This window comes from Aquimarina sp. BL5 (genome assembly GCF_003443675.1).
Lineage (GTDB): Bacteria > Bacteroidota > Bacteroidia > Flavobacteriales > Flavobacteriaceae > Aquimarina.
Genome location: NZ_CP031963.1, coordinates 3,790,497 through 3,807,302 on the forward strand (window position 1 = coordinate 3,790,497; position 16,806 = coordinate 3,807,302).

12 protein-coding genes are annotated in these 16,806 nt (G+C 33.3%); 10 read left to right on the plus strand and 2 right to left on the minus strand.

Annotated features, from left to right (window positions below):
- The first annotated feature begins 279 nt into the window (after nucleotides 1-279).
- Together D1818_RS15765 and D1818_RS15770 are read left to right on the plus strand one after the other, a co-directional pair.
- Nucleotides 280-3,039 (plus strand): TonB-dependent receptor domain-containing protein, encoded by a 2,760-nt coding sequence (locus tag D1818_RS15765; protein WP_118459942.1) that lies wholly within the window; start codon nucleotides 280-282, stop codon nucleotides 3,037-3,039.
- 3 nt (nucleotides 3,040-3,042) lie between these two features.
- Entirely contained in the window at nucleotides 3,043-4,662 is a 1,620-nt protein-coding gene (locus D1818_RS15770) for a G-D-S-L family lipolytic protein (protein ID WP_233558552.1), read from the plus strand.
- 85 nt (nucleotides 4,663-4,747) lie between these two features.
- On the opposite strand, the gene D1818_RS15775 is transcribed toward D1818_RS15770, so the two are convergent.
- Nucleotides 4,748-6,385 (minus strand): thrombospondin type 3 repeat-containing protein, encoded by a 1,638-nt coding sequence (locus D1818_RS15775; protein WP_118459943.1) that lies wholly within the window; start codon nucleotides 6,383-6,385, stop codon nucleotides 4,748-4,750.
- Between the two features lie 498 nt (nucleotides 6,386-6,883).
- On the opposite strand from D1818_RS15775, the gene atpD reads away from it, so the two are divergent.
- The 7 genes from atpD (at nucleotide 6,884) to D1818_RS15810 (ending at nucleotide 14,821) form a co-directional block, all read left to right on the plus strand.
- Nucleotides 6,884-8,392: a F0F1 ATP synthase subunit beta gene (gene atpD, locus D1818_RS15780; protein WP_118459944.1), complete on the plus strand. Its 1,509-nt coding sequence runs from the start codon at nucleotides 6,884-6,886 to the stop codon at nucleotides 8,390-8,392.
- Between the two features lie 92 nt (nucleotides 8,393-8,484).
- Nucleotides 8,485-8,760 carry a F0F1 ATP synthase subunit epsilon gene (locus tag D1818_RS15785; protein WP_027394768.1) on the plus strand — a complete coding sequence of 92 codons (276 nt, stop codon included), beginning with the start codon at nucleotides 8,485-8,487 and terminating at the stop codon, nucleotides 8,758-8,760.
- A 496-nt stretch (nucleotides 8,761-9,256) separates the two neighbouring features.
- Nucleotides 9,257-9,649 (plus strand): LytTR family DNA-binding domain-containing protein, encoded by a 393-nt coding sequence (locus D1818_RS25390; protein ID WP_158596944.1) that lies wholly within the window; start codon nucleotides 9,257-9,259, stop codon nucleotides 9,647-9,649.
- A gap of 130 nt (nucleotides 9,650-9,779) precedes the next feature.
- Entirely contained in the window at nucleotides 9,780-10,637 is an 858-nt protein-coding gene (locus tag D1818_RS15795) for an alpha/beta hydrolase (RefSeq protein WP_118459946.1), read from the plus strand.
- A gap of 152 nt (nucleotides 10,638-10,789) precedes the next feature.
- Nucleotides 10,790-11,791, plus strand: a complete 1,002-nt coding sequence (locus D1818_RS15800; RefSeq protein WP_118459947.1) for a hypothetical protein — start codon at nucleotides 10,790-10,792, stop codon at nucleotides 11,789-11,791.
- A 179-nt stretch (nucleotides 11,792-11,970) separates the two neighbouring features.
- Nucleotides 11,971-13,137, plus strand: coding sequence for a hypothetical protein (locus D1818_RS15805; RefSeq protein WP_118459948.1), 1,167 nt, complete (start codon nucleotides 11,971-11,973; stop codon nucleotides 13,135-13,137).
- 94 nt (nucleotides 13,138-13,231) lie between these two features.
- Nucleotides 13,232-14,821, plus strand: coding sequence for a S9 family peptidase (locus tag D1818_RS15810; RefSeq protein WP_118459949.1), 1,590 nt, complete (start codon nucleotides 13,232-13,234; stop codon nucleotides 14,819-14,821).
- On the opposite strand, the gene D1818_RS15815 is transcribed toward D1818_RS15810, so the two are convergent.
- Nucleotides 14,802-15,350, minus strand: a complete 549-nt coding sequence (locus tag D1818_RS15815) for a GNAT family N-acetyltransferase (RefSeq protein ID WP_118459950.1) — start codon at nucleotides 15,348-15,350, stop codon at nucleotides 14,802-14,804. The genes D1818_RS15810 and D1818_RS15815 overlap by 20 nt on opposite strands.
- Nucleotides 15,351-15,452: 102 nt before the next feature.
- Between D1818_RS15815 and D1818_RS15820 the strand changes: the two genes are divergently transcribed.
- Nucleotides 15,453-16,793, plus strand: a complete 1,341-nt coding sequence (locus D1818_RS15820; RefSeq protein ID WP_118459951.1) for a DEAD/DEAH box helicase — start codon at nucleotides 15,453-15,455, stop codon at nucleotides 16,791-16,793.
- The last annotated feature ends 13 nt before the right edge of the window (nucleotides 16,794-16,806 follow it).

Genomic DNA, 16,806 nt, shown 5'->3' on the forward strand with positions numbered 1-16,806 from the left:
ATAATGTGTTGTAAAGTTGGAATCTTACTTAATATTTTAGTATTCGAGAAGAAAATGTTTTGGTTAGATTTACTATAAATAAAGTCAAATTATTTTCAACCAAACGATTGTTTTATAGTGTTTTTGATTTTAGATAAAAATAAGTAGTTAGCGTAATAATTAGATAAATTTTCAATATATAATAGTAAGAATTGATGAAAACACAACTTTTTAACTTTTTTTTAAAGAATTAGCAAAAAAACGTATATTGTTGTCATAACATAAAAACTAATCTAGGATATGAGGACAATTACGTTAGGAATGATGCTTTTTATAGGTATTATTTCTACTGCACAAACAACAATTAGTGGAACGGTCGTTGATAATAACAATCAACCAATTCCAGGGGCTAACATTGCATTACAAGGGGCTTCGGTAGGTACAGTTACCGATTTTGACGGATTATTTACCTTAACACTGGAGGAAACACCTCCTTTTACTATTATAGTAAGTAGTGTTGGTTTTGAGTCTGCCACAGTAAATGTTACCGCTAGCTCAAGTGATTTAAGGATTACCTTAAAAGAAGGAACGGAATTGGATGAGGTTATTATTTCTGCTTCAAGAACACCAGAACGTGTATTTGAATCTCCGGTAAGTGTAGAGCGCTTCGGAATAAAGAAAATAAAAAATACACCAGCCGCAGATTTTTATGATGGTTTAGAAAATTTAAAAGGGGTTGATATTAACGCGAATAGTCTAACCTTTAAATCTGTTAATACTAGAGGATTTGCAGATTTTGCTAATACTAGATTTGTACAGTTAGTTGATGGAATGGATAATGCTGCACCTGCATTAAATTTTGTTCTGGGGAATTTATTAGGGATGACAGAATTAGATGTGAATAGTATAGAGTTGCTTCCAGGAGCATCTTCTGCGTTGTATGGAGCAAATGCTTTTAATGGCATCTTGTTTATGACGAGTAAAAACCCATTTGATCATCAAGGAATAAGTGCATATTTTAAAGGAGGTATTACTTCTCAGGATGTTGCTGGTGATAATGAATACTATGATTATGGGATTAGAATGGCCCACGCGTTCTCAGATAAGTTCGCAGCAAAAGTAAATTTCTCATACTTAAGAGGAACAGACTGGTTTGCTACAAGTACAGTAAATGTATTAGACACTGGAACAGATAGGTCCGATCCTAACTATGATGGACTTAATGTTTATGGGGATGAAGTAAGCACTAATATAAGAGGTGTAGGTGTTGAATTGGTGAATCAAGGATTATTACCTGCCGGAGCAGAAAACTTAATACCTAATGAAGATGTAAGTAGAACAGGGTATTTAGAAAGTGATCTGAATAATTATAATGCGGAAAGCATTAAATTTGATGCTGCATTACATTATCGTCCTTTTGCAGATGATTTGGAAATTATATATTTAGGAAAAATTGGAAGAGGAACCACAATTTATCAAGGCGCAAATCGATACTCTATTCGTAATTTCTTCTTGCAACAACATAAATTAGAAATTAAAAACGATAACTTTTTTATTAGAGGATATATAACAGATGAAGATGCCGGAGACTCTTATGATTCAAGATTTACTGGAATTAATATAAATAGACTTTGGAAAGATGATAGAACTTGGTTTGGTCAGTATGCTGGGACTTTTGCACAAGCAACACTTGCTGGTCAGCTACCAGAACAAGCACATTTAATAGCAAGACAAACTGCTGATACAGGTAGGATACTACCAGATACTCCAGAATTTGAAAACGCATTTAGAACAGTAACCTCTGATCCTGATCTCGCTACAGGGTCTAAATTTCAGGATGCGAGTCAATTAAGGCACGTCGATGTCAATTATAATTTTAGTCACCTTACAGAAAGTTTTGCTGATATTCAGGTTGGAGGGTCTTTTAGAGAGTATACATTGAATTCTTCAGGAACTATTTTTACAGATTTTGATGGGCCTATTAGATATTCGGAATTTGGAGTATACACACAAGTGCAAAAGAAATTAGTTGATGATAGATTGAAAATAACTGGATCTATTAGATACGATAAGTCGGAATTGTTTGATGGGAATATTTCTCCGAGATTATCCATCGGATATACAGCTGGTGCTGACAGAAATCATAATATTCGTTTCTCTGCACAGACTGGTTTTAGAAACCCTACAACACAAGATTTGTTTATTGGATTAGATGTAGGTAGAGCTATTCTCGTAGGATCTGCCTCAGACAACTTAGATCGAGATGTTAGAACTTTTGATCTAAGTGGTGATGGTCAAATATTAACAGGTAGCAATACCGCTAGTGTAGTTGGTAGACAAGCTTATGAAAATTCATTTTCATTAAACTCTGTATTAAACGGTGCTCCAACAGTATCTAACGTGGATCTAGTTGAGCCTGAAAAGGTTATTGCTTTCGAGGTTGGATACCGAGGAAAGGTTAAAAAATTTGTAATTGATTTGAGTGGTTATTACAACCTTTATACTGATTTTATCTCGACGGAAAATGTTTTAGTTCCTCTTTATGGGCAGGTTGGAGATGGAACTTTATCTCTTGATGCTATACGGTTTGGAGATACAGAAGTATATCAGGCATATACTAATTCTGATGCTGATATTAAATCATTTGGAGGAACTGTTGGTGTGGATACTAAGGTGTTAGGTAATTTTGATATTGGAGTAAATTATACATTCACAAAGCTGGATTTTGATAAGAGTGAAGATCCTGATTTTAGAACAACTTTTAATACTCCAGAACATAAGGTAAAGGCCTCTTTCGGACATACTAGTTTGGTTAAAAACTTTGGGTTTAATACTAGTTGGACTTGGAGTGATGCCTATTTCTGGGAAGCCTCTTTTGGAGATGGGAATGTACCTTCTTTTAATGTTGTTAATGCACAAATTAATTACACAATCCCAAAATTAAAGGCTATACTTAAGGCTGGTGCTACCAATATTTTAGGAGACGAGTATTTTACTGCTTTTGGTACTGGATTCATTGGGTCTCAATACTATATCGGTATATCTATAAACAACTTATAATTAATGCAAAATATTTTAAGAAATATGAATGTTCAATATAAATGGCTATTAATAGTATTGGTTTTTGGATTAATAGCTTGCGAATCTGATGATGATTCGACAACAGAAGATGTAGTTATCACGGCTGGAACTGCTGATTTTTCGACTTTTGTTTCATTGGGAAATTCTCTGACTGCAGGGTTTACTGATAATGCATTGTTTATTGCAGGTCAAGAAAATTCGATGCCTAATATTTTAGCACAGCAGTTTGCATTAGTAGGCGGAGGAAATTTTACTCAGCCACTAATGAGTGATAATACTGGTGGATTCCTTTTTGGTGGGATGCCAATGGCAAATGGTAGTTTTGGTCCAAGATTGTATTTTTATAGCGATGTTAATCCAGATGATGACTTTGGCTCGGGTCCGTATCCTTTGGGAGTTGTTCCGGATATGTTAGATTTCTCACCAGAAGTACCTACTACTGAAGCTACTACGAATATTGGTTCGAGCTTTAATAATATGGGAATTCCAGGTACTAAAAGTTTTCACTTATTAGCTCCAGGATATGGAAATGCTGCCGGTTTAGGAGCTATGCCAGCTACAGCGAATCCATATTTTGTAAGAATTGCTTCTAGTGGTACTGCGACCGTATTAGAAGATGCAATGAATCAGAATCCTACTTTTTTCTCTTTATGGATAGGGAACAACGATGTTTTAGGATATGCTTTAACGGGCGGTGATGGCACAGACCCAATTACAGATACCGGCGTGTTTAGTCAGGCATATAATGCATTAATTGCTACGTTGACTTCAGTAGGAGCAAAAGGAGTAATAGCCAATATACCAGATGTAACATCAATTCCTCATTTTACAACGGTGCCATTTAATCCTTTAGATCCTACTAATTCTAGTTTTGGACCTCTAATCCCAACATTAAATGGTCAATTTGCCGTATTAAATGCAGCTTTTGCGTCTTTAGGATATCCTGAGAGATCTATAACTTTTGCTACTGATGCCGCAAGTGCTGTAGTGATTCAAGATGAGTCATTAGATAATATCACAGCAGACCTAGTTGCAGAACTTCAACAATTTGGAGTAGATGCTAATACTGCAGGAGTGTTTGGATTCTTGTATGGACAGGCAAGACAAGCTAATGAAAATGATTTATTAGTGTTGCCAAGTTCCTCTATTATTGGTCAGGTAAATGAAGCCGCTTTTGCTACATTAGTTGGATTAGGATTACCTCAGGCCACTGCTGGTCAATTAGCGGTTAATGGAGTTACGTACCCTTTAGAGGATAAATGGTTATTATTGCCAAGCGAGCAAGAGGAGATAGCTACCGCAACAACCGCATTTAACGCCGTAATTACCGCTGCAAAGGATCAGGCAGGATTAGCTCTGGTAGATGCAAATGCATTACTTGTTCAAGTTGCGTCCACTGGAATTACTTTTGATAATTTTTTGTTAGAAGATGATCTAGTATTTGGAGGAGCGTTTTCATTAGATGGGGTTCATCCTACGGCGAGAGGATACGCACTCCTTGCAAACGAAGCTTTAAAACAAATCAATGAAACCTATGGTGCTAATATTCCTATGGTAAAAGCAGCGGATTATCCAACTTTTTATTCCACTATGTTGCCATAATTAATGTATATAAGCATATAAAAACCGGAAATCAAACTTGATTTCCGGTTAAAGATATGGATAGCTATATTTCTATTAGTTCATTTTATTTTTTTACTATTTTATAGGTTTTTGTGTCGTTTTTGATAATGTAAAAACCCTTTGGTAAACTTTGAACAAAGTTATTTTCTTCTCCTCTGGTTGTAACAGTTTTTTGAGTAACTAATAGCCCAGAAATATTATATATAAAAACCTCAAAAGTTTTTTGATTTTCGATTTTCGAAGTAGAAATTAAAGAAAAAGGTGAGATATTGCTAGATCTTGAAGAAGAATAGTAAAAGCCTATTCGAAGAATATTATCCTCCTCATTACTCTCGTCAATATTTCCATTAATATCAATATCTAGATAAAAATAATACGGTGAACCATTGGATAAGTTTGGAGATGAACCAATTTTATCACCAATTTTCACTTTAAAAGCTTTTTCTTTGGTGTTATTTGCACTAATAGATCCTATATCAGCAGCTGTGTCTACACCATAAACAGGGGCACTGGGATTAGGATAAAACACAGAGGTACTTGTACTCATTAATAATTCTAAAGAAACTGGAGATGCAGTAGAAGAATTTGATTGGTCATTAATGACTTCTACTTTGAAATCGTACGTTTTTCCTTTTCTTAAAGTTGGAGCATTTTGGTTATCATTAGGAAAATCTAATAAGGTGGTTGTACCATCAATTATTCTAAATCTCTTAAAGGTAAGATTTGGTTTTTCTAACTGTGCAGGACATCCATTATTTGAAGCAGGACCAGCTTCATCAGGACAATCATCTTCCCAGTTTTGTATGCCATCTCCGTCATTATCTCGATTGTCTTGACTGTCACAGGTATCACCTTTTCCATCTCCATCTATATCTGCTTGGTTTTGATTTGTATTATTTGGGCAGTTATCACAGACGTTACCAATTGTATCTGTGTCGTCGTTTGCTTGATCTGTATTTGGAGTATAAGGGCAATTGTCTTGGTCATCTTCGACACCATCGTTATCATTATCGTAATCACACTCATCTCCAATGCCATCATTATCTCTATCATTTTGATTTTCATTAGGATTGTCGGGGCAATTATCACATACATTTCCTAAGCCATCATTGTCATTATCACTTTGGTCGTTGTTTGAAAGAGTTACGCAGTTATCTTCTAAATCTGGTACGTCATCACCATCAGAATCTATTCCTTGATAAACACGTATAGAAGATATTGGTTGAGTAAAACATCTTTTTGTATAAAATGCACCGGAAACATTAGATGAAAAGGTTGAAACCCGTACTACATAATTTTTGCTACTAGTGTGGTTTGGAAATAGTTCTTTAATATCAATAAGATCAGACCTGTAGAAATATTTAAATTCATTTATCCATATAAAAGGCCCTGGGATAACTATGTTATTGTAATAGTCAGATACATTAATTGTATTTGTGAAAAAATTAATTGGTACTGGCTCGATCTCATTGCCATTATCATCCAATTGTATTATTGTCATTACGTAAGAAGCAGGATTGTATATGTCAGGTGTATTAGGTACCGGAGAAGTTGTTACTACATCAAACTCAAAATTAAATTTCTCATAAGTATTGGGTGTTTGAAATTCAGCATTAGCAATGATCTGAGAAATTGTTAAAGGACACTCTTGACTTATCATAAATATAGGTACAAGAAAAATTAAAAAAAATAGATTTTTCATAATAAAATGGTTTTAAAAGATTGATTTATGTTAAAGAGCACAAAACCGATTGCACTCATAGTTTAATATCTTGGAGATGCTATTTGTTACGTAGAAAACCTGTTAATTATCTGTTAATCAATTGAAATGGTTGAGTGAAAAATGCCAGAAAACTACTTCGAGGCATTTATAAAACTGTAAAGAATTAATCTATTGAACTCATTTAGACTTTTTTTTAAAAACTTTTTTGATACAATCATAATGAATGCGAGATGGTTTATTGATTTATTAAAAAGAAGTGCAATTTTGAGATTTCAAAATCAAATAAAAGCTTCCTAAGATCAGTACTTTTTGTACCTGAAATAAGCTTTAGATTTTTGCATAAAAAAAACAAAATAAAAGACAGTATTTTTTTCATTTTAAAAGCCTATATTTGCAGCCTGAAAAAAGGTCGTATTCGGTACATTCGAAAAAAGGGTCTTTTAAATAGTTAAATACTAAACATTAAATAGTTATATAATGTCTCAAGTTACGGGTAAAGTATCACAAATTGTAGGTCCGGTTATAGACGTAGCATTCGCTGCCGGTACTGAATTACCAAAAATTTACGATTCGTTAGAAATTAATAAAGCAGACGGTACCAAGTTGGTGTTAGAGATTCAGTCTCACATTGGTGAAGATACTGTACGTACGATCGCGATGGATTCCAGTGATGGATTAAGCAGAGGAGTAGAAGCTGTTGCAACAGGTTCTACAATACAGATGCCAATCGGAGGAGACGTATATGGACGCCTATTTAATGTAATTGGTGATGCAATCGATGGTCTTGGAGATCTGCCTAAAGCAGGAGATAATGGTCTTTCAATTCACCGTCAAGCACCTAAATTTGAAGATTTATCGACTTCTACCGAAGTTTTATTTACAGGTATTAAAGTAATTGACCTTATCGAGCCTTATGCAAAAGGTGGTAAGATTGGTTTATTTGGTGGTGCTGGAGTAGGTAAAACGGTATTGATCCAGGAGTTGATTAACAATATTGCAAAAGGTCACGGTGGTCTTTCTGTATTCGCAGGAGTAGGAGAAAGAACGCGTGAAGGAAATGATTTACTTCGTGAGATGTTAGAGTCAGGCATTATCAAATATGGTGATGACTTTATGCATTCTATGGAAGAAGGAGGATGGGATCTTTCTAAGGTTGATAAAGAAGTAATGAAAGAATCTAAAGCTACTTTCGTATTCGGACAGATGAATGAGCCACCAGGAGCACGTGCTCGTGTTGCTTTATCAGGTCTTACGATTGCAGAATATTTCCGTGACGGAGCTGGAGATGGACAAGGAAAAGATGTACTTTTCTTCGTAGATAACATCTTCCGTTTTACACAAGCAGGTTCTGAGGTATCAGCACTTCTAGGACGTATGCCGTCAGCGGTAGGTTACCAACCAACATTGGCCACAGAGATGGGTGTGATGCAGGAGCGTATTACTTCTACTAAGAAAGGATCTATTACGTCTGTACAGGCAGTTTATGTACCTGCAGATGATTTAACGGATCCAGCACCAGCAACAACATTTGCTCACTTAGATGCAACAACAGTATTATCTCGTAAGATTGCTGAGCTAGGTATTTACCCAGCGGTAGATCCATTAGATTCTACATCAAGAATTCTTACAGCTGATATTTTAGGTGATGAGCACTATAATTGCGCACAAAGAGTAAAAGAGCTTTTACAGCGTTATAAAGAATTACAAGATATTATTGCTATTCTTGGTATGGAAGAATTATCTGAAGAAGATAAACTAGCGGTAGGGCGTGCACGTCGTGTACAGCGTTTCTTATCTCAGCCATTCCACGTAGCGGAACAGTTTACTGGTATCCCAGGATGTTTAGTAGATATTAAAGATACAATTAAGGCATTTACAATGATTATGGATGGTGAGTTAGATCACTTACCAGAAGCAGCGTTTAACCTTAAAGGAACAATCGAAGAAGCTATCGAAGCTGGTGAGAAAATGTTAGCTGAAGCATAAATTAGTATAGAGAAGTTAGCAATGAAGTAGTAAGAGTAATTTTTTTCTTATTTGCTTAACACTAATTACTCAATACTTAATACTTTAAAAATATGTATTTAGAAATAGTAACTCCAGAAGCAGTTTTATTTAGTGGTGAGGTAACTTCAGTTGCTGTGCCAGGTGTGAATGGAGAATTTCAGATGTTAGATAATCACGCACCAATCGTTTCTTTATTAGGAAAAGGAAATGTAAAAGTGTACGGAGATATGAATCTGGAAGAGGAAGTAGCGGAGAAGTTTTCTAAAGAAAATGGAGTTACACTTCTTTCTATCAATTCTGGAACTATCGAAATGAAAGATAATAAAGTAATTGTTTTAGCTGACTAAATGTATTTTTATTAGTTATTACAATTATAAAGATTGTTATATTTAATCCCTGTTATATACTAACAGGGATTTTTTTATGCTTTTTAATAAGTCTTTTCCATATTCTACTTCTCTTACAAATCACGTGAAGATTGCGGCCATTTTGAGTTTCGCGGTAGTTTTTATACTTAATTTTTTGCAACCTTTTGGAGCAAATAACTTTAATCACCCTTATAAGGACCTTTATTTTATAGGTTATGGAATTATTTCGTTTATAGTATATCTTTCTCTTTATTTTTTATCGAGATACTATTACTTGAATTTTAAAAGGTGGAGATGGAGTGAAGAATTTATATTTTGTTTTCTCTACATTTCGATTGCAATTACTATCTCGTTTTTTTATACTGAATTATCTATAAATAAAAGATCGAACTTTATCAATTTTGATTTTTTCATTAAGTGGTTTCGATTTATATTTCTCGGTTTTGGAATAATTTTATCCGTAGTCTCGTTCTTTTTGAGAAACTACTACGGAAAAACAATTGAGAGTATAGAAAAAGTTGATTTAAGTTATAATAGAAAAGTGTTGCTAAAGAGTTCTTTGAAAAAAGAATCTTTTTTAGTGGTATTAGCAAAAGTTATTTATGTTAAGTCAGAAGATAATTATGTAAACATTTATTACGAAGAAGGACAAGAGATAAAGAAGAAAGTAATGCGTAACACACTTTCGTCGGTACTTGATCAATTAGAAAATATGATTAGAGTGCATAGATCATATATTATTAATCCTCGCTATATTTCTTCGCTAGAAGGTAATGCACAAAATGGTAAAGTGCGTCTGGATAATATAGAAGAAGTCATTCCTGTGTCTAAAACTTATTTTGATGAGGTAAAATCTCATACGAATTGACCCCAGAAAAGTAAAATTTCACCACAAAAAATATTTCTCTACCACAGAAAGTATGTAATCATCACATTCTTTTTTTTGTGTATATCAAAGCCTGTTTATTTGAACCATTAAACAGTTAGAAATATTAGAAATGAAGACATTTATTAAAGCAGGAAAGATAATTATCGCAGCAACAATTCTCTTAATAATTGGGAGTATACTATACATCAGATTTTCTAGATATACAGATGCAATGATTTATCATACCAACGGATTAGAATATGAAATTTTTGAAACCTCTATGAATCATTCAGAGTACTATTTTGAAATTGATCAGAATACTCAATTACATGGAGTTCTTTTTAAACCGAAGACTCAAGATCCAATAGCTACTATTATTCATTATTCTGGTAAGGGTATGCATTTAATGGCATCCCAAAAGTATTATGAGATTTTAACGAAAAAAGGATTTCAAGTATTTAGTTTCGAACGTAGAGATTTTGGAAGATCTACAGGAGTAGCTAGTAATTCATTAATGCTAAAAGAAGATGCTTTATATGTATTTGATAAAATAGTTGCCGATGAGAATATGACAGAAAAGCCAATAGTGATTTGGGGGCAATCATTGGGAGGATCATTTGCTATAATGAATGCGGCAGAGCGCAGTGATAAAATAGCTGGAGTGATTATAGAGGGCACATTTAATTCGTTTCCTGATATAGGAAAGGTGTATGCAAAAGCAATAAATTTAGAAAACTTTAAATGGATGATACCATTATTAATGAATAATGATTTTCCTGCCGAAAAAGAAATAAAAAAGATAAGTAAGCCAATAGTTATTATCCATAGTGATGCAGATGAACAGGTTCCTTATGAACTAGGGAAGAAACTTTATGAAGCTTCAGATAAAGCGAACACAGAGTTTTGGAAAATACAAGGAAAACATATTAGAGGAATATTCGATTATGAAGAAGAATATGTTCAAAAGTTTATAGATATAATAGATTAATTAATTTTTCATTGTTAAGTAATTTTTAAAGAATGATAACATTCATAACTTTTGATCAATGTTAGTTTCATAAAGTCTTAAAGTTGAGCTAAACCAAGCTAAGAAAAGCAATATTAATTTTAGTGTTTAACTAACTTAAAAATTACCAAAACATGAAAAAAATTCTTGTATTTTTAGTTCTAACTACAATTTTTTGTGGATGTGAATCAAATGAGGATGTTTACCTTTTTGATGAGAAATTAACAGAAAGTAAAAGTTCTAGTTTCTATTTGGATTTAGCTTATCAGCATGCTCCGGTGCATTATCAAGATGTAGATCGCACAGGTTCTCATGGTTTAAGTGGAAAAGCAGATTATATAACTCGTTATGATTTCGATGGTGACCTTAATGCTAAAAATAATTGGGATAATATAGCTAATTCTTCCAGAAAAGGAAACGCTGTGGGATATTATTCTGTGGTAGAAACAAGTACACATTACTTTATTACATATGCTTTTTTTCATCCAAGAGATTGGACGGATATATGGTTTTTATACAGGCTTGATGAGCATGAAAATGATCTTGAAGGTGTATTAACCATAGTTAAAAAAGATAATTCTACTTATGGTAAGGCAATAGGAATAGTAACTGTATTTCATTCTGACTTTTATTCTTATAAAGCATCCAATTCTGGTTTGACTAATGGAAATGAAGATATAGACGGTACTTTAACTACACAAAATCATAACGGAGTTAATCGATTTAAAACATCCGCCGAGGCAAAAGGACATGGTATCAAAGCACACGCAAAACAACAACCAGGAGGAAGTGATTATGTAGTATATTTTCCAAGTAAAACTACTAGCGAATACCCATCCGATATTTATGATAGAAACGTAAAATATAAATTAGTAAATATATTCGAAAATGGAGGTATGTGGGATCAACGTTTTAATACTGATCTTTTTAGTAATGCTAAATCATTTCAGAAATCCTATGGTAATGGAAGTGCCAATGCTCCTTGGAATTGGGATGATAAAAATGATGGAGGCAACCAAGGTTTATTGGCAGGAGGTATTGCATATTATCCGGCACATCTAGTAGATGAATATTTTGATGGATTAGGAGGTTTTAGTAAAACTTATATCTACAATCCATACCTAGGCATAGAATAATCAAGAATAGTGTTGAATGTATGTAAAGGAGCTAAAGCATAGATGTTTTTAGCTCCTTTTTCATATGGCAAATTGATATCAAACTAGATAATAATAAGGATTTTATATAAAATTATGTTAAACGATTATTTATAGGTAAAACGTTTTATACATTTCGAGGATAGACATAGCTCAACGTAATGATTAAGAATATAGTTACTCTAATTTTTTTCAGTTTTACAACATTAGTTTTTGCTCAGAAACGATCTTTAAGTCATGAAGATTATGATCTCTGGAAAAGTATTACGGATACTAAAATATCCAATAAAGGAAAATTGATCGTTTCTGTGATTACAACTTCTACAAAAAGAGGAGATGTATACATAGAAATTTACAATACAGAAAATAACAAAAAATTCACTTTTTTTAACGGGTATAATTCTTCAATCACACAAGACGAAAATTTTGTGATTTTCCAACGGAAACCAAAATATGAGGTCATTCGAAAAGAGAAAAAGAAAAAGGTAAAAAAAGAAAAACAGTCAAAAGATGATTTGTTTATCTATGATGTAAATAATAATAAAATATATGATTCTATTGTAAGAGCAAGTTTTTACAAGATTCCAGAAGAGTCTAATGATTGGTTAGTTATAGAAAAATTTAAGAATAAGAAACCGGAAAAAAAGAAAGAAGATTCTCTGAAAACTAATGAAAAAGATACTGTCAAATCTAAGTTAGGAAAGGCGTTTAAGCAGAATTATGCATTAGTATATAACCTAAAGACTAAAGAAAAAGATACTATTTTTCAAATCAAGGATTTTGTTCTTTCAAAGGAAGGCAGGAAATTCTATTATACAAAGAAAAACCAAAAGAAGAAAGAAAAAGATCTAGGAGTCTTCGAATATGATATCGTTTCTAGATCTAAGATAGTAATAGATACTACTAATTATATTTATGATAAATTATCAGTTGATAGAACGGGGAAGCAATTTTCCTATATCGCCGCAAAGGACTCTACTCACATAGATTCATTAAGGTATCAGTTATTTTATTATAAAGATAAAAAGCTACTAAATTTAGTAGATACTATAGGAAAAAATCTTAGAAAAAATTGGGAGTTAGGTGCTGGTCAGACCGCATTTTTTTCGGAAAGCGGTAATAGACTTTATTTTTATTCAAAGCCAAAAGTTGAGTATCAAAAAGACACTACACTTTTAGAAGACGAAGTTCCACAAGTAGATGTTTGGAATTGGAAAGACAAAATGATACAGCCTGAGCAAAATGCAAGGTTCGAAGAATTAAAAAATAGCGCATTTATTTCTTATTATAATACCGAAAAAAAAATCCATAGTTCATATACAGGATGAAACATTTGAAGATATTATTTTAGATAAGAACAGAGAACAAAGATTTATATTAGGAGCTACAGGCGCTCCTTATGATGTCAAACGTTCCTGGGCTATGCCTTGGACCAAAGATTTCTACGTAATAGATACATATACTGGTCAAAAACGTTTGGCACTCAGGGAAACAGCTTTACAACCCTATTTGTCGCCTGATGGGAAGTATGCTTTGTATTATAATATATTTAAAAAATATTGGTTTTCATTAGAATTGTCGACGTTGAGAAAAACTAATCTTACGAAGAAAGTTGAGGTAGCTTTTTATGACGAAGATGATGATCATCCTATGTTACCATATCCACATGGTTTTGGAGGATTTGATAAAGATGGTAATGGGTTGATTTATAATAAGTTTGATGTTTGGAAAGTTTCAATGTCTGGAGAAACAATACCTATTAATATTACAGCTAATGGAAGAAAAAATAAAATAGAATATAGAACTCAAAGATTAGATGCAGAAAACCCCAATAATGCGTCTTATAGTGCTAATGAGCTATTGATTACAAGCTTTGATATGACGACTAAAGCTTCAGGTTTATATGTGTTAACAGATGATAAGTTAGTAGAAAAAATAAAACCGACAGAATTCTTTTTAAACAAATATAAGAAGGCTCAAAAAGGAGAAGTATTCACGTTTAGGAGACAAAACTTTAATACATTTCAGGATTTATATTATACAAATACTAATTTTCAAAACACTACGCGAATTACAGATGCAAACCCTCAGAAAAAAGATTTTAAATGGGGAACAGCAGAGCTTTTTAGCTGGAAGGCTTATGATGGTAAAGAGTTAGAAGGGATTATCTATAAACCGGAAAACTTCGATCCATCAAAAAAATATCCTTTGATTACGTACTTTTATGAAAAACGATCGGATAGTTATAGAAATTATTATACTCCGAGGCCGAGCGCTTCTATTGTAAACCCTTCTTATTTGGTAAGTAATGGTTATATCATGTTTGTGCCTGATATTGTTTATGAAGATGGTAAACCAGGTCCTAGCTCATATAACTGTGTCGTTTCTGGAGTAGAGGCTTTAGAAAAATTAGGTTATGTAGATAGTGAAAATATAGGAATTCAAGGTCAGAGTTGGGGAGGATATCAGGTAGCCTATTTAGTAACGGTAACCAATAAGTTTAAAGCTGCTATGGCTGGAGCTCCAGTAAGTAACATGACCTCTGCATACGGTGGAATCCGTTGGCAATCCGGATTAAGTAGAGCGTTTCAGTATGAGAGAACTCAAAGTAGAATTGGAAAAAACTTGTGGGAAGGTTTTGATCTATATATAGAAAACTCCCCATTATTTGGAATTCCTAAAATAGAAACACCGCTCTTAATGATGCATAATGATAAAGATGGAGCAGTTCCTTACTATCAAGGTATAGAAATGTTTATGGGGATGCGTAGACTGCAGAAACCAGTTTGGCTTTTAGTATATAATGATGAAGCGCATAACTTAAGAAAAGAAAAAAACCGACAAGACCTTTCAATTAGAATGATGCAATTTTTTGATCATTATTTACAGGGAAAACCAGTCCCAAAATGGATGACAAATGGTGTTTCCAGAGTAGAAAAAGGGAAAAATCTTGGATATGATTTGGAAGAAAAGTCTTCGGAAACAGAAAAAACTATTCCCAGTTCCAACTGATAAGATGCCAATCAATTTCATCACTTTTGTACACAAGCAGATTTTTAAAACCGATGGCTTTATGAGCTTGTAGTGATCGTAAATTATTAGCTGCGACTTCTGTGATTAGAAGATCATATTTTTCTTGTAATTCGAGTTTCATTTTTTGGTATAAACTTCTAAATATTCCTTGACCGCGGTATTCCTTGTCAATACAAACTTGCCCCATAACAATATATGTCTCATTTTGATCAAATGAACGTTCTATTTTTCTAAACATAGGCCTAAGCACAGGAATATCATTTCCAAAATCTGCTGTCATACAAAGCGTGTAACCAACCACAAGATCTCCATCCTTTGCAATTACATGTGGCTGTTGGTCATTCATCTTTTTTAGGATATTCAAATCATGTTCTACAGTAACAAAACCTTCTTTTTCTTTTTCACTTTGAGAAATTGAGGCCGTTAGGTTTTTCTGTTGAAGTTTAATGATTTGTTCCAACTCCTTATCTGATGTAGCAATTGTATATTTTAGATGCTTAAGATTCATTTTTTTATTGATAGGATTCTAAATATAAAGATAAGATTCTAATCATTGTTTAAGAAGACATAAAGATAGGATTATAGACCTATCTTTGCCGAAAATATTTTTATGTCAAATCAGTTTCTTAATCTAGGAGTTGCTGCTCCTTTACAAAAGAGTTTAGCAGACTTGAACTTTTCTGTACCTACAGATATTCAGGAAAAATCAATTCCTACCTTATTACAAAAGAAAGATGATTTTGTTGGTTTAGCGAAGACTGGAACAGGAAAAACAGCAGCTTTTGGTTTACCGATACTGCAATTGGTTGATTTGGATTCCCCAAAAATTCAAGCGGTGATACTGGCTCCTACTAGAGAACTTGGACAACAGATTTATAACAATTTAGTTTCCTTTTCCCAGTATTTGCCCACTATATCTATAGCTTCGATATGTGGAGGAATCCCTATTAAACCACAAATAGAGCGTCTAAAGGAAACTACCCATATTGTGGTTGCAACTCCAGGACGATTAATTGATTTAATAAAACGAGATAAGATTGATATAACAAGTGCAGATTATCTGGTTCTAGATGAGGCAGATGAAATGATTAGTTCTTTAAAAGAAGGATTGGATGAAATCGTTGCTGTTTTGCCAAAAAAAAGAAGAACGATTTTGTTTACAGCAACAATGCCAGGAACTATAAAACAGCTGATCCAGAATTATATGTCCAAGCACGTGATTCAGGTAAGTGCAGACATGGAAACCATAGGGCATCAGGGGATTGATCACCGATTTGTAGTTGTAGAACCTATAGAAAAGTTAGAAGTTCTAATGCATTTTCTTAGTGCTAAAGAGGGCGAACGAGGTATTATTTTTTGTAAAACAAAAGCAGCGGTTAATAAACTAGCCAAAAACTTGGCAATCAATAAGTTTTCTTCTGGTGCACTTCATGGAAGTTTGTCACAACCCATAAGAGATAGAATAATGGAGCAATTTAGAGAGGGACATATAAACATTCTTGTTGCTACAGATTTAGCTGCCAGAGGAATTGATGTAAAAGAGATATCCTATGTAGTGAATTATCATTTGCCAGATGTGTATGAGACTTATGTACATCGTAGTGGGAGAACTGCAAGAACGGGAGCCAAAGGATTATCCTTAACTGTATTACAAAAAGAAGAAATTGAAGATTTACAAGAGTTTACAGAAGAATTAGGAATTACTTTTAAGGAGTTTAAGAAAGCAGATGCTCAAAGCATAGAAGAGAATAATACACTTTTATGGGCTAAAAAAATATTTAAAACCAAACCGAATCACGAAGTATCGACAGAGTTTAAAGAAAAAATTAAAACTGTTTTTCATCACCTAACAAAAGAGGAATTGATTGAGAAAATACTAGCGAATCATCTGGCAGAAAAAAAGAATATTAGCGCTCTCAAGATAGAAACCCCTAAAAAGAAAAAGAGGTAACTTTTTTTTTAGA